The organism is Yersinia canariae (genome assembly GCF_009831415.1).
GTDB lineage: Bacteria > Pseudomonadota > Gammaproteobacteria > Enterobacterales > Enterobacteriaceae > Yersinia > Yersinia canariae.
Genome location: NZ_CP043727.1, coordinates 3,658,398 through 3,673,512, shown reverse-complemented (window position 1 = coordinate 3,673,512; position 15,115 = coordinate 3,658,398). Strand labels below are relative to the sequence as shown.

Sequence of the window (15,115 nt, the reverse complement as noted above, 5' to 3'; positions counted from 1 at the left end):
AACATGAAACAGTATCTGGATTTGATGAAAAAAGTGCTGGAAGAAGGCACCCCTAAAGATGACCGCACCGGTACTGGGACGCTGTCGATTTTTGGGCATCAGATGCGTTTCAATTTACAAGATGGTTTCCCGCTGGTAACCACCAAGCGCTGCCATTTGCGTTCAATCATTCATGAGTTGTTATGGTTCCTCAATGGCGATACCAATATTGCCTATCTGAAGGAAAATAACGTCTCAATCTGGGATGAGTGGGCGGATGAAAACGGTGACCTTGGCCCGGTTTATGGTAAGCAATGGCGTGCTTGGGGTGCTGCTGACGGCCGTCAGATTGACCAACTAAGTAAAGTCGTGCAACAGCTCAAGCAAGACCCAAACTCCCGCCGTATCATTGTGTCTGCATGGAATGTGGGTGAGTTGGATCAAATGGCATTAGCACCGTGCCATGCTTTCTTCCAGTTTTATGTTGCTGATGGCAAGCTGTCTTGTCAGCTATATCAACGTTCTTGCGATGTGTTCCTTGGCTTGCCATTTAATATTGCTAGCTATGCATTGTTGGTGCATATGATGGCACAGCAATGTGATTTGGACGTCGGTGATTTTGTCTGGACGGGTGGTGATACGCACTTATACAGCAACCATATTGATCAGACTCACTTGCAATTGAGCCGCGAACCACGGGCATTACCGAAACTGATTATCAAACGTAAACCTGATTCATTATTTGACTATCGTTTCGAAGACTTTGAAATTGAAGGGTATGATCCTCACCTTGGCATCAAAGCGCCTATTGCTATCTGACTTTCAACCGGAGCCATTTGGCTCCGGTTTATACCCGCCTTCCTGCAACTCGAATTATTTAGGGTATTTACCCACCATTTTTTAATCTGCAACCCCCCTTTAATAGCCATTCTTTGCACTTTATCCACTACATCCATCGGCAAGAAAATGCGAGCCGCGCCGCATCCTTATCGATACTTATGTCGCTATAAATAAAATTTTGCGTACCACTTCCAGCCTTCATTAACCGCTGCTGGATCTCAAATTTTCACGACGTAAACTCACGCCATGAAAACCATCCTACGATTCAATAAACTCCGCTTTATCAGCGGAAATATTATTAAAAAACAAAAAGGTATTAGCCTTATTGAGCTGTTATTGGTCATTGCCTTGGCCGGTATTATGGCGACATGGGGGGCACAGAATTGGCACCATTACCGGCAAAGGGAGAGGCTCGCGGACAGTGCTCGCCAGTTACTTGCCTTTTTAACACATTTACAGGCTAAGGCTAATCGCAGTAACAACACAGCATTGCTGTGGGTGCGGGAAGACGAACAGGGATGTTTAGGCAGTGGTAATAAGCCAGCAATAGCCTGTTCCTCATTAAAGGAAGACATATTTACTCCACCTTATCCTGATGTTTCTATTGCGATTCCTTTAAAAAAGGAAATAGGTTTTTTTGGCATAAGAAACACGGCACAAGCAGGAAATATTATGCTCAGTAACCCGGCTGGGCGTATCCGGTTAATTATCTCCAGCCGGGGGCGAATCCGGCTATGCAGTGAGGAGCAATCAATAGCAGGGATTCATATATGTTAGTAATGATAAAAAAGCCGGAAGCCGCAGTATCTGGTCACTTTTTGCATAAAGATATCGCCGGCTTTACCCTGCCAGAAATGATGTTGGCATTGAGTGTTGGCAGCTTGATTATTATGGCGGCCACAAAGACTTTTCCTCAACTACACAAGCAGGTAGCCATATTGCAGCAACATTATCATCTGGAGTTAGCACTGAGCCAGATTATGGCTGCGTTGGAAAAAGATCTGCGGCGGGCTGGATTTTGTCATGGAGAGTGTCAGGGAAAGGCGATTACAACACACCATTATCCAACGGAGGCCATCAACTCTTGTTTGATTGTTGCTTATGACCTTAACCGTAATGGCCGTTGGGAAGGGGAGAAACATCAGGAATCCGAATATTTTGGCTACCGGTTACGTAAAAAAGCATTAGAAGGTCAGCGCGGTAAGTTGAATTGTTTGGGCAGTGGTTGGGAAAAGTTATTTGATCCTCGAGACATCACCATAACGCACTTTTCTGTTAACCGATTACCGCAAGCATCGGGTCAGGTTTATAGAGTACAACTGACGGGCCAAAAAACCGGTAACCCAGCAATACACCATCAACTGAATTATACCATCCGTGGGAATAATTTATGAGGCAAGGTAAACAGTGGGGAACAAGCACTTTGGCTGCTGTTGCCACCCTTTTTGCCCTGGGTTTATTTCTGCTGTCAGCCTTACATCGCCACTTGGATAACATTCAGAAAATTACTGCCGAGGAGCAACATCATTTACGGTCTTTTAATCAGGCGACCTCATCATTGAATTGGGGAATGGATCAGCGTTGGTTATTTAGTATGCCTTGGCGTATTGGTTCAACATGGCATTGCCAGGACCAGCCACAATCTGGCTTGAAGGCCTGTGTTAAACCGGCATCACTGACCGGTTTTTTTATCCTCAGGGGGGAGAGCCAAACTTTTGGCGGTCAACTGCCTCTAATGCTTTATCAGCGAGTCAAACTCCATTCAGATAAGAGCGATAGGGGAGGTCACCAACTGGTGAAGGTAGCCCATGGTTGGTTAGATTTTTGCCCGGACAAGAGGGATGAATTTTGTATTTAGCTAGATACCGTAATAAACCACAGTGTGCTAAAGGGGTAGGTCACCCCTTTTTTCAACAAGGGGTTAGCCTACCAGAGGCCTTAATTGCAGCACTTTTTTTCTCAGTCTCTCTCTTGGGATTGCTGCAATATCATCAAGCTCTTTTACAGGGCTTTTCTTCTTTGTGGCAGCAACGGCAGGCATGGTCCTTACTTCACCAACACATTGAGAGCGGTGGTGATGAACCTGTAAAAACAGCCATCTCGGGAGTAAAACCTAATTGGCGATATCATCAGCTTACGAATCGAGTTGATGGCGAGTGTACCGAGTTTACATTTACCCTGAGAATACGACCTAAGCAGCAGGCAGAATTAAGCCGTTGGTTTTGTCGGGGGAGTGTCGATAGTTAACTGTACAGGTATAAAAATGATAATGAAGATAAGCTATTGCACTCACTCATTATCAAGTTAGAGTATAAAACCTCAGGATTTATCCACAAGTGATAGTCAGTTGGTTTAATCATTTATGGATATTCTCCATAGCGCCTTAAGGGAGTCATCATGTTCACGGTTTATCATTCTAATCAATTGGATTTACTCAAGGCGCTAACGACCGCGCTGATAGAACGAGAACCGTTGGATAACCCTTTCCAGCAAGAAGTTGTGCTTGTTCAAAGCCCTGGTATGGCCCAGTGGCTCCAAATGCAGTTGGCCCAACAATTTAGTATTGCGGCTAATATTGAGTTTCCGCTGCCTGCGACTTTTATCTGGGATATGTTTACCCGAGTACTACCGGGGATCCCGAAAGAAAGTGCCTTTAGCAAAGATGCCATGACATGGAAGCTCATGTGGTTACTGCCGGACTTATTGGAAAATCCGGTATTCTCTGCCATGAAACGCTATTTAAGTGACGATAGTGATAAACGTAAAATTCATCAACTGGCGGCACGGGTAGCTGACCTTTTTGACCAATATCTGGTATATCGTCCGGAGTGGCTTGAGAGTTGGGAACGTGGCCAACTGATTGATAAATTGGACGATGCCCAGCAGTGGCAAGCTTTGCTATGGGTTGAGCTTACGCGCTATACCCGCCAGCTAGAACAACCAGAATGGCACCGCGCCAATCTCTATCAGCGTTTTATCCGCACACTTCTCGAATCAGATGTTTGTCCGTCAGGGCTACCCAAACGAGTATTCATTTGCGGTATATCTGCATTGCCTCCAATTTATTTACAAGCTTTGCAAGCATTAGGTAAACACATTGATATTCATCTGATGTTTACTAACCCATGTCGCTATTTTTGGGGGGATATTCAGGATTATGCCTTTTTGGCGAAATTGCAAAGCCGCAAACGTAGGCATTATCGTGAGGCGATGGAAGTAAAACTGTTCCGTCACCCTGAACAGGCCGAACAGCTATTTAATGATGATGGCGAGCAAAATCTCAGTAACCCTCTGTTAGCCTCTTGGGGGCGGCTTGGCCGTGACCACATGTATTTATTATCTCAGGTTGATGATATCCAAGAGGTTCATGCTTTTGTCGATATCGAACCAGACAATCTATTACATGGTCTTCAGCATGATATGCTAGAGCTGGAAGATCACGCTGTTATTGGTACCACACCAGAAACCTTAGCTCATAGTCATCAAAAACGTGTATTGGAACTGGCAGACCGCTCCCTGAGCCTGCATGTGTGCCATAGCCCACAACGCGAGGTTGAAGTCTTACAAGATAATCTTTTGAGGCTATTGGCGGCTGATCCGGAACTGACCCCTCGTGACATCATTGTGATGGTCGCTGACATTGACAGCTATACCCCCTATCTTCAAGCCACATTTGGTAATGCTACAGGGGATCGCTATTTGCCATTTGCGATTTCAGACCGCAAGGCCAGCCAGGCACATCCCGCACTTCAGGCTTTTATCACTCTACTTGATTTGCCCCAGAGCCGTTTTACTTCTGAACAGGTGTTATCTCTGCTGGAAGTGCCCGCTTTAGCCAATAAATTTGGTATTACCGAAGATGGGTTGCGCCGTTTACGGCAATGGGTGGGCGAGTCAGGTATTCGCTGGGGATTAGATGATGACAATGTGCGTGAGTTGTCTCTGCCTGCAACTGGCCAGCATACCTGGCATTTTGGCCTGACCCGCATGCTGCTTGGTTATGCCATGGACAGCAATGCCGGTGATTGGCAAGGAGTTTTGCCCTATGACGAATCCAGTGGTTTAGCGGCCGAGCTTGCTGGGCAATTAGCGGATATGTTGATGCAATTGAGCCAGTGGCGGCAGCAATTAAGCGAATCTCGCGCCCTCAGTGAATGGCTACCATTATGCCGACAATTACTGGATACCTTCTTTGAACCCGATAATGATACGGAAGCGGTGTTAGTTCTGATTGAGCAGCAATGGCAGAAGGTCATCAGCTATGGTATTGCAGCCCAGTATCCTGACATCGTGCCGCTGAATCTGTTACGAGATGAACTGGCTTCGCGCTTGGATAATGAACGTATTAGCCAGCGCTTCCTCGCGGGGCCAATCAATTTCTGTACGCTGATGCCGATGCGTTCTATCCCGTTTAAAGTGGTGTGCTTATTGGGGATGAATGACGGCGTTTACCCAAGAACACTACCGCCGTTAGGTTTTGATTTGATGGCTAAACAAGTTCGGCGCGGTGACCGTAGCCGCCGTGATGACGACCGCTATCTGTTCCTCGAAGCATTACTCTCTGCCCAGCAGCAGCTCTATATCAGCTATATTGGGCGCTCAATTCAAGACAACAGTAAGCGCTATCCTTCAGTTCTGGTTAGCGAGTTGATTGAATATATTTCACAAAGTTATCACTTGCCAGGTGATGAAGAGCTCAGTGCGGATGAGAGTGCCGAACGGGTCATTCATCATTTGCTATGCTGGCATGCTCGCATGCCATTTGCAGCGGAAAACTTCATTCCTAATAGCGAGTTACAGAGTTACGCCGCTGAATGGCTACCCTCTGCGGAGTTCAAGGGGTTGGCCCATCCAGAGTTTAATCAGCCTTTACCGCCTGAACCGGTGCCAGAAATTACTCTTGATGACTTAATTCGCTTCTATCGCCACCCGGTGAGAGCATTCTTTCAATTACGGCTTGGGGTCAACTTTGTTATTGAAGAAACAGAGTTACCTGATGAAGAACCTTTTACCTTAGATAACCTTAATCGTTATCAGTTTAATACTCAGCTATTGAATGCACTGATAGAAGGGAGTGATATCAATACTGTATTTACCCGTGCTCGTGCTGCGGGCAACCTTCCCTATGGCTCCTTTGGTGAGCTTTATTGGGAAAGCCAGCAAGAGGAAATGGTGCCATTAGCTGAACAAATTCGTGCTGAACGTAAAGAAAGTCACAGTCTTGAACTCAATATTGAATTTGGTGATACCACTCTTACGGGGTGGATTCATCAGATTCAAGAGGATGGTTTAATTCGTTGGCGGCCAGCGGCATTAACAGCGGTCGATGGGCTTTTATTGTGGATTGAACATTTGGTGTATTGCGCCGCAGGTGGTGAAGGTGAAAGCCGGATGTATGGCCGTAAAGGAACTGCATGGCGGTACGCCCCATTGAATTGCGATGAAGCACGGCAATATTTACAGCAGTTAATCAGTGGCTATCAGCAAGGTATGTGCGAACCTTTACTACTATTGAGTAAAAGTGGCTGGGCATGGTTGAGTCAGTGTTTTGATAGTGATTCTGGTCAAATTTTGTGGGATGAAGAAACCCAAACCAAAGCCCGAATGAAACTTTTACAGGTTTGGCAAGGTGACCAACGGATTGCCGGAGAAGGTGAGGATAACTATATACAAAGAGTATTCCGCCAGATGGATAACCAACATCTCGACATGATATTACACGAAACTGAACGTTATTTATTACCAATAGCTCGCCATAATAAGGCGTGATAGCTATGCATTTTAGTACATATTGAATACCAGAAGCCGAATATATGTTTTAGCGGCAATTTTAAGGGGTTAGGGGAGAAACGGAATGCATAAACAGTTTGCCCGCATCATTGGCATATTTTTCTTACTAGGTTTGTTGGCCCCACTGAGTTGGGCGGACACTCCTGCATGGCAACCACTGGCAGAGGTTATCCACAAAAGTGAACATGACCTGCGTAAATATCAGGCAATAAAATTGCCTAATGGTATGACAGTGTTGCTGGTCTCTGATGCGCAGGCACCCAAATCCTTGGCTGCTTTGGCATTGCCTGTCGGGTCACTGGAAGATCCTAATAATCAACTGGGATTAGCCCATTATTTGGAGCATATGTTACTGATGGGCTCTAAGCGTTTTCCTGAGCCAGGCAGTTTCTCTGAGTTCTTGAAAAAGCATGGTGGTAGCCATAATGCGAGTACGGCTTCTTATCGAACCGCTTATTATCTTGAAATTGAAAATGATGCATTGGCCCCGGCGGTTGACCGCTTGGCTGATGCTATTGCGGAGCCGCTGTTAGACCCCATTAATGCCGACCGCGAACGCAACGCGGTGAATGCCGAATTGACGATGGCCCGCTCACGCGATGGTATGCGTATGGCACAGGTGAATGCGGAAACGCTTAATCCAGCTCACCCGAGTGCGCGTTTTTCCGGCGGCAATCTGGATACACTTAAAGATAAGCCAGATGGCAAACTACATGATGAACTTTTGAGTTTCTATCATCATTATTACTCCGCCAACCTGATGGTGGGTGTGCTCTATAGCAATCAGTCTTTGGAACAATTAGCACAATTAGCGGCTGATACCTTTGGCCGAATTCCTAATCGGGATGCGAAAGTACCACCAATTACAGTACCGGCGGTCACACCGGATCAAACCGGCATTATTATCCACTATGTTCCTGCTCAACCTCGCAAACAGCTAAAAGTAGATTTTCGCATTGACAACAACAGTGCAGAGTTCCGTAGTAAAACAGATACCTATATTAGTTATTTGATAGGAAATCGTAGCAAAGACACCTTATCTGACTGGCTGCAAAAACAAGGGTTGGCAGATGCAATCAATGCTGGGGCTGACCCCATGGTAGATAGGAATGGCGGCGTATTCTCCATTTCTGTATCACTTACCGATAAAGGGTTGGCCAATCGTGATGTCGTGGTTGCCGCCATTTTTGATTACATCAACATGCTGCACAAAGATGGCATTGAAAAGAGCTATTTTGATGAAATCGCCCATGTATTGAATCTGGATTTCCGCTATCCCTCAATCACGCGGGATATGGATTACATCGAGTGGCTAGTGGATATGATGCTGCGGGTGCCTGTCGAGCATGTGCTTGATGCCCCTTATCTGGCTGATCACTATGATCCGAAAGCCATTGCTGCGCGACTGGCTGAAATGACACCAGAAAATGCCCGTATTTGGTTTGTCAGCCCAGAAGAACCTCATAACAAAGTCGCCTATTTTGTTGATGCCCCTTATCAGGTCAATAAAATAAGCCCACAAGAGAGGCAAGAATGGCAAAAACTGGGCAAAGATATCACGCTGAGTTTACCGACTCTTAACCCTTACATTCCGGATAACTTCTCTTTAATTAAAGCGGATAAAAATATTACCCGGCCGCAGAAAGTTACAGAACAGCCAGGGTTACGGGTGTTCTACATGCCAAGTCAGTACTTTGCTGACGAACCGAAAGCCGATATCTCTGTTGCTTTTCGTAACCCACATGCTCTGGACACCGCCCGTCATCAGGTTCTTTTTGCTTTGACTGATTATCTGGCTGGGTTATCACTTGATGAGCTGAGTTATCAGGCCTCAATAGGTGGAATCAGCTTCTCAACCGCGCCAAATAATGGTTTGTATGTCAGTGCAAATGGCTTCACTCAGCGGATGCCGCAGTTGCTGACTTCTTTAGTTGAGGGTTATTCCAGCTTCACTCCAACAAAAGATCAATTGGCACAAGCTAAGTCTTGGTATCGTGAGCAACTGGAAGTCGCCGAGAAGGGCAAGGCTTATGAATTGGCCATTCAGCCAGCTAAGTTACTGTCTCATATCCCTTATTCCGAACGCAGCGAGCGGCGTAAATTGCTGGACAGCATCAGTGTGCAAGATGTTGTGACTTATCGCGATGGCTTACTCAAGCAGTCAGCGGTAGAAGTCTTGGCGGTAGGTAATATGACAGCCCAGCAGGTGATTTCTTTAACCGAGTCATTGAAAAAACAACTCAGTTTGACTGGGACAATCTGGTGGACTGGCGAGGATGTCGTGGTTGATAAAGCGCAGCTTGCCAATATGGAACGGCTTAGCAGCAGCTCTGATGCTGCGCTGGCAGCCGTCTATGTGCCAACAGGTTATACAGAAATTGAAGGTATGGCATACAGCGCTTTGTTGGGGCAAATTGTACAGCCGTGGTTCTATGATCAACTGCGCACAGCAGAGCAACTCGGCTACGCGGTATTTGCCTTCCCAATGTCAGTTGGTCGCCAATGGGGCTTAGGTTTCTTACTGCAAAGTAATAGTAAGCAGCCCGATTATCTGTATCAGCGCTATCTTGCTTTCTATCCACAAGCTGAAAAGCGTCTGCGTGAAATGAAACCGGCTGATTTTGAACAATATAAACAAGCACTAATCAACCAATTACTGCAACGCCCTCAAACGCTAGATGAAGAAGCCAGCCGCTACAGTAATGATTTTAATCGCAATAATTTTGCGTTTGATAGCCGTGAGAAAATGATTACTCAGGTGAAACTGCTGACGAACACTGCATTGGCAGATTTCTTCCAGCAAGCTGTTATCAAACCACAAGGTTTGGCACTGCTTTCTCAGGTTAAAGGCCAAGGGCAAACGACCGGTGGGTATGCTGTGCTTAAAGGATGGACGACCTACCCAACCACGTCAGCCTTGCAAGCGACTTTACCGCAGAAGGTATTGGCTCCATGACATCAATGACTCCCCAGCGGCTGGAGCCGCTAACGCTCCCCTTGTATGGTGAGAGGCTGATTGAGGCCTCTGCTGGTACTGGTAAGACTTTTACCATCGGGGTTCTCTATCTCAGATTGCTGCTTGGCTTGGGGGGTAATGCAGCATTTAGCCGCCCCTTAATGGTTGAAGAAATCCTGGTGGTGACTTTTACCGAGGCAGCAACGGAGGAGTTAAGAGGGCGAATTCGTGACAATATTCATCAGTTGCGAATCGCGTGCGTGCGGGGAGTCAGTGATGACCCAATGCATCAGGCTTTGCTAGCTGAAATCATTGATTTGAGTGAGGCCTCAGCACAATTGCTGGCGGCTGAGCGCCAAATGGATGAAGCGGCAATTTATACTATTCACGGTTTTTGTCAGAGAATGCTCGCTAACAATGCATTTGAATCTGGCATTTTGTTCGAACAGACCTTGGTGCAAGACGAACTGCCATTGCGTCGGCAAGCTTGTGCTGATTTCTGGCGACGCCATTGTTATCCGCTCCCGTTGGCCATTGCCAGAGCGATTAGCCAGGAATGGAGTGGGCCGGAGGCATTACTTAAAGATCTTTCTGCTTACTTGCAAGGTGAAACACCGAAATTTCGGCAAGCGCCCGGTGAGGATGAAACGATATTCAGCCGGCATCAACAGATAGTGGTGCAAATTGATGAGCTTAAAACACAATGGCGTGCAGCGGCTCCAGAGTTAGAAGCGTTGATTAGTGGGTCTGGTGTTGATAAACGCAGCTACAGTGCCCGGTATTTACCTAACTGGCTAGAAAAAGTGGGGCTTTGGGCTGAGCAAGAAACCGGTGATTATCAGTTACCCAAAGAGTTGGAGAAATTTCGCCAGTCAGTCTTGTTTGAAAAAACAAAAAAAGGCGTAGCCCCACAACACGATTTATTCAGTTCCATAGACCGTATATTTGAGCAACCTCTGACACTCAGAGACCTGATTTTAGCTCGAGCAATCAGTGAGATACGAGCCTCGGTACAACAAGAAAAACGGCAACGTGCTGAACTGGGGTTTGATGATCTGCTCAGTAAATTGGATGCGGCATTGCAGCAGCCGGGTGGAGAATTGTTAGCTCAATCTATTCGCTCTCGTTATCCCGTCGCTATGATTGATGAGTTTCAAGACACTGACCCGCAACAATATCGTATTTTTCACACACTTTATGGTGGGCAAGGAGAGTGTGGTTTATTGCTGATTGGGGATCCCAAACAGGCTATTTATGCTTTCCGCGGCGCTGATATTTTCACTTATATCCGTGCTCGCTCTGAAGTAAGTGCCCACTACACACTTGAGACCAATTGGCGCTCATCTTTTCCGATGGTGCAGTCAGTGAACCGGCTTTTTAGTTTAGTCGATGTTCCTTTTTTGTTTAAACAAATCCCCTTTATCAACGTCACACCTGCGGAAAGAAATAAGCGGTTATCATTTGAAATAAAAGGCAAAAAACAACCCGCATTGTCTTTCTGGTTGCAGCCGGGCGAGGGTGTTGGGGTTAGTGAGTACCAACAATTAATGGCACGACAGTGTGCTGCTCAAATACGCGACTGGCTCACTGCTGGCCAGAAGGGGCAGGCACAATTAGTGACAGCCAGCAACTCAAGGCCGGTTCAGGCATCTGATATCACTATATTGGTGCGCAGCCGGGCAGAAGCTGCGTTGGTCCGCGATGCCCTCAGTGCATTGGCAATCCCATCTGTTTATTTATCTAATCGTGACAGTGTATTTGATACTGCCGAGGCCAAGGATTTACTGTGGCTATTGCAAGCAGCTCTGGCTCCTGAGCAGGAGCGGGCATTACGTAGCGCCATGGCAACCGGCATGATGGGGTTGGACGCACAAATGCTAGATGGTTTGAATCACGATGAGCGGGCTTGGGATGCTTTGGTTGATGAGTTTGATGGTTACCGCCAGCACTGGCAGCGCCGTGGGGTGCTCCCGATGCTACGAGAGATTATGGCTCGCCGCCATTTAGCTGAAAACCTGCTAGCAACCCAGGGTGGGGAAAGGCGACTGACCGACTTGCTGCATTTGGGCGAGTTATTGCAAGAAGCGGCATCTCAGCTTGATAGTGAGCACGCACTCATCCGTTGGCTAGCACAACAAATAGCACAACCCAACCATCAGTCCGATAATCAACAACTGCGTTTGGAAAGTGACCGCCATTTGGTGCAGGTTATTACTATACATAAATCGAAAGGGCTAGAGTATCCGCTGGTGTGGCTACCTTTTGTGGGTAATTTCCGACAGCAGCAGGACGTGCTCTATCATGATCGTCATAGCTTTGAGGCATTACTGGACCTGAATGCTGATGAAGAGAGCCAGGCTTTGGCGGAGGAAGAGCGCCTGGCTGAAGACTTACGGCTACTATACGTCGCACTCACTCGCGCGGTTTATCATTGCAGTGTTGGTATTGCTCCGCTGATTAAAGGTGGGCGAAAAAAACAGGGTGAAAGTGACATGCACCTGAGTGCGTTAGGTTATCTGGTGCAGCGGGGTAAGGTGGGTGATGCGCAGTATCTGGCTGATAACCTTGCAGAATTAACCGTGTTGGCAGGTGGGGATATCTCTGTTTCACACGCCGGACAGTTAGATGAAACGCCTTGGCAGCCCCAGTTGGCAGAATTACCCACACTGGCTGCGCGCCAGTTTAGCCGCCAAATACAAGATTTTTGGCGTGTCACCAGTTATTCCGGCCTACAACAGCATGGTTCGAGCAAAAGTAGTACATCACTGGCGCTCAATACGCCATTACAGGAACTATTACCACGGCTGGATACTGATGCTGTTGGTGAGCAGGCATTAATAACAGAATCTCAGTTAACTCCTCATACCTTCCCCCGAGGTGCAGCTCCGGGGACTTTCCTGCATGATTTACTTGAATCACTGGATTTCAGTCAGCCTATTGAGCAAGACTGGCTGACAGAGCAACTACAGCAACAAGGCTTTGGCGATCACTGGTCACCTATGTTGTATCAATGGCTAAATGACATTATACAAGCGCCCCTGAATGAAACTGGTGTGAGATTGGCGGGATTGTCCGCACACAGCAAACAGGCTGAGTTGCAATTTTATTTGCCGATTGAGCAACTGCTACACGCGAAAGAATTAGATACCTTAATCAAGCGCTATGACCCGCTTTCCCGTCAATGCCCGGTGTTGGATTTTCAGCAAGTCCGAGGGATGTTGAAAGGGTTTATTGACTTGGTTTTCTGCTGGCATGGGAAGTATTACTTATTAGATTACAAATCAAATTGGTTAGGTGAAAACAGCACCGCCTATACCGATGAGGCGATGGCTCAAGCTATGGCTGAGCATCGCTATGACTTGCAATATCAACTTTATACCCTGGCGTTACACCGTTATTTACGCCATCGGCTGGGTAATTATGATTATCAACGCGATTTTGGGGGCGTTATTTATCTCTTCCTACGTGGTGTTGATAGCCAGTGTCCGGGGAATGGTATTTTTAGCTGCCGACCTGAACGGGAGCTTATTGAGGGAATGGATTGTTTATTCAGTGGCCGTGAGGCAGATCTGCATATGAGTGACAAAAGCGATACCGCCAGAGCCGGTGAGGACACATCAATATGATGACATTACTGGAGCAGGCAGTTCGTGACCACTTACTACGCCCGCTGGATGTTCAGTTCTCGCGCATGATAGCGGGTGACAACGCCCCGATGCTGCAATTGGCCGCAGCTGTTCTCAGTGCTGAAGCTGGTGCTGGGCATGTGTGTCTGCCGCTGAGTTATTTACAGCCCGATCAGCTATTTGGCGGGCGGCAGCCGGTGCTATCACAAGCGCTATGGCAGGCGGCTGGTACGCCGGATCAATTACAGTGGATACAGGCACTCAACAACTCTTCAGCAGTCAGTGATGGCTCACAACCAACACCACTAGTTTTGCAAAATAGCCGCTTGTATCTACAACGGATGTGGCAATACGAAGGGGATGTGGTGCGCTTTATTGCCAGTGACAATACCGCGTCATTTATCAACGATGCCAGAGACGTAAATGAAGTATTACTAAGAGAGACGCTCGACCGTCTATTTGGGCTGGCGGATACTGAGGTCGATTGGCAAAAAGTGGCTGCTGCTGTTGCTGCGACCCGCCGTATTTCTGTGATTTCCGGTGGGCCAGGAACGGGTAAAACGACGACTGTCGCCAAGTTATTGACTGCGTTGATACAACTCAGTCAGGGGCAACGTTTACGTATCCAACTTGCCGCCCCAACCGGTAAAGCTGCTGCCCGCTTGACCGAATCACTGGGTAACGCTATTCGCCAACTTTCGCTGACTGAGCATGAGCGCAAGCTATTTCCGGACCAGGCGTCCACATTGCACCGTTTGTTGGGCGCACAACCCAATAGTCAGCGCCTTCGTTATCACCGTGGGAATCCCTTAAATCTTGATGTGCTGGTGGTTGATGAAGCATCAATGGTGGATTTACCTATGATGGCGCGGCTTATTGCGGCATTGCCAGCCAAAGCTCAGGTGATTTTTCTCGGTGACCGTGATCAATTGGCCTCGGTGGAAGCAGGCGCTGTTCTAGGGGATATCTGCCGTTTTGCTGAGTTGGGCTATAGCGAATCTCGAGCTGAACAATTAACCCGCTTAACAGGATGCATATTGACGGGAAATATCCCGATTGGTGATGTGCAAACCGATACCGTCAATGTCCGTGATAGTTTGTGTTTGCTGCGTAAAAGCTATCGTTTTGATGAAAAGTCCGGCATTGGGCAGCTTGCTTTAGCCGTGAATGCTGGGAGGTATCGGGATGCATTATCCGTTTTAAACGGAGCATATTCAGATATTGAACGTTTCTCTCTGGACGATTCAGAAGACTATCAGGTACTGCTGGAAGATTGTGTTGCCGGTTATCAGCATTATCTGGAGCTGGCGACAGCAGGTGCGCGGGCTGTCGATGTGCTGGCAGAGTTTGGTCGCTACCAACTATTGTGCACATTACGCTCCGGGCCATTTGGTGTCAGCGGCTTAAATGAGCGAATTGAACAGCTCTTGCACCACAAGCGGTTAATTGAGCGCCCCCCAGGACCATCAGGGCGTTGGTATGTTGGCCGGCCGGTGATGATTGGGCTGAATGACAGCGCTCTTGGCCTATTCAATGGCGATATTGGTATTGCTTTGCATGATACTCAAGGTGAGCTGCGGGTACATTTCCAGTTACCAGATGGCAATATAAAATCCGTGCAACCGAGCCGTCTTCCCCGCCATGAGACTGCTTATGCCATGACAGTTCATAAATCCCAAGGATCTGAGTTTGAACATACCGCCTTGGTATTGCCCAATAGTTTCATGCCAGTATTAACTCGAGAATTGGTCTATACCGCCATCACTCGCGCCCGGCAGCATTTAACTCTGTATAGCAGTGATACGGTGTTGGGCCATGCGATTCGTACACCCACCCTACGACTTAGCGGATTGGTGGAACGTTTGAATGAGCTGAGATGATTTTATAAAACCAAGGGGGATGTTAGCCCCCTTGGTGTGATGCG

9 protein-coding genes are annotated in these 15,115 nt (G+C 47.4%); all 9 read left to right on the top strand.

The genetic code is table 11. From position 1 onward, the window contains the following. Positions 1 to 3 precede the first annotated feature (3 nt). The 9 genes from thyA (at position 4) to recD (ending at position 15,071) form a co-directional block, all read left to right on the top strand. Entirely contained in the window at positions 4 to 798 is a 795-nt protein-coding gene (gene thyA, locus F0T03_RS16925) for a thymidylate synthase (protein ID WP_145555986.1), read from the top strand. A gap of 267 nt (positions 799 to 1,065) precedes the next feature. Further along, positions 1,066 to 1,596, top strand: coding sequence for a prepilin peptidase-dependent protein (locus tag F0T03_RS16920; protein WP_159679600.1), 531 nt, complete (start codon positions 1,066 to 1,068; stop codon positions 1,594 to 1,596). A 2-nt stretch (positions 1,597 to 1,598) separates the two neighbouring features. Further along, positions 1,599 to 2,213 (top strand): prepilin peptidase-dependent protein, encoded by a 615-nt coding sequence (locus tag F0T03_RS16915; RefSeq protein ID WP_162527051.1) that lies wholly within the window; start codon positions 1,599 to 1,601, stop codon positions 2,211 to 2,213. Continuing rightward, a complete protein-coding gene (locus tag F0T03_RS16910; protein WP_159679596.1) occupies positions 2,210 to 2,677 on the top strand; it encodes a YgdB family protein in 468 nt (155 codons plus the stop codon). Before F0T03_RS16915 ends, F0T03_RS16910 begins: the two co-directional genes overlap by 4 nt. 83 nt (positions 2,678 to 2,760) lie before the next feature. Beyond that, complete coding sequence (locus F0T03_RS16905) at positions 2,761 to 3,066, top strand: prepilin-type N-terminal cleavage/methylation domain-containing protein (RefSeq protein WP_246169971.1); 306 nt, start codon at positions 2,761 to 2,763, stop codon at positions 3,064 to 3,066. Between the two features lie 150 nt (positions 3,067 to 3,216). Beyond that, entirely contained in the window at positions 3,217 to 6,588 is a 3,372-nt protein-coding gene (gene recC / locus F0T03_RS16900; RefSeq protein ID WP_159679592.1) for an exodeoxyribonuclease V subunit gamma, read from the top strand. 85 nt (positions 6,589 to 6,673) lie between these two features. Beyond that, on the top strand, positions 6,674 to 9,565 hold the full coding sequence (ptrA, locus tag F0T03_RS16895) for a pitrilysin (protein WP_159679590.1): 2,892 nt from the start codon (positions 6,674 to 6,676) through the stop codon (positions 9,563 to 9,565). Then, the gene (gene recB, locus F0T03_RS16890; RefSeq protein WP_159679588.1) at positions 9,562 to 13,191 is read left to right on the top strand and encodes an exodeoxyribonuclease V subunit beta; all 3,630 of its coding nucleotides are present in this window, start codon (positions 9,562 to 9,564) and stop codon (positions 13,189 to 13,191) included. Before ptrA ends, recB begins: the two co-directional genes overlap by 4 nt. Next, complete coding sequence (recD, locus tag F0T03_RS16885; RefSeq protein WP_159679586.1) at positions 13,188 to 15,071, top strand: exodeoxyribonuclease V subunit alpha; 1,884 nt, start codon at positions 13,188 to 13,190, stop codon at positions 15,069 to 15,071. Before recB ends, recD begins: the two co-directional genes overlap by 4 nt. Positions 15,072 to 15,115: the final 44 nt, after the last annotated feature.

Excerpts from the sequence above, each read along its gene's own strand:
- thyA (WP_145555986.1), top strand. The coding sequence starts at position 4 with ATGAAACAGTATCTGGATTTGATGAAAAAAGTGCTGGAAGAAGGCACC.
- F0T03_RS16920 (WP_159679600.1), top strand. The coding sequence starts at position 1,066 with ATGAAAACCATCCTACGATTCAATAAACTCCGCTTTATCAGCGGAAAT.
- F0T03_RS16915 (WP_162527051.1), top strand. The coding sequence starts at position 1,599 with ATGATAAAAAAGCCGGAAGCCGCAGTATCTGGTCACTTTTTGCATAAA.
- F0T03_RS16910 (WP_159679596.1), top strand. The coding sequence starts at position 2,210 with ATGAGGCAAGGTAAACAGTGGGGAACAAGCACTTTGGCTGCTGTTGCC.
- recC (WP_159679592.1), top strand. The coding sequence starts at position 3,217 with ATGTTCACGGTTTATCATTCTAATCAATTGGATTTACTCAAGGCGCTA.
- ptrA (WP_159679590.1), top strand. The coding sequence starts at position 6,674 with ATGCATAAACAGTTTGCCCGCATCATTGGCATATTTTTCTTACTAGGT.
- recB (WP_159679588.1), top strand. The coding sequence starts at position 9,562 with ATGACATCAATGACTCCCCAGCGGCTGGAGCCGCTAACGCTCCCCTTG.
- recD (WP_159679586.1), top strand. The coding sequence starts at position 13,188 with ATGATGACATTACTGGAGCAGGCAGTTCGTGACCACTTACTACGCCCG.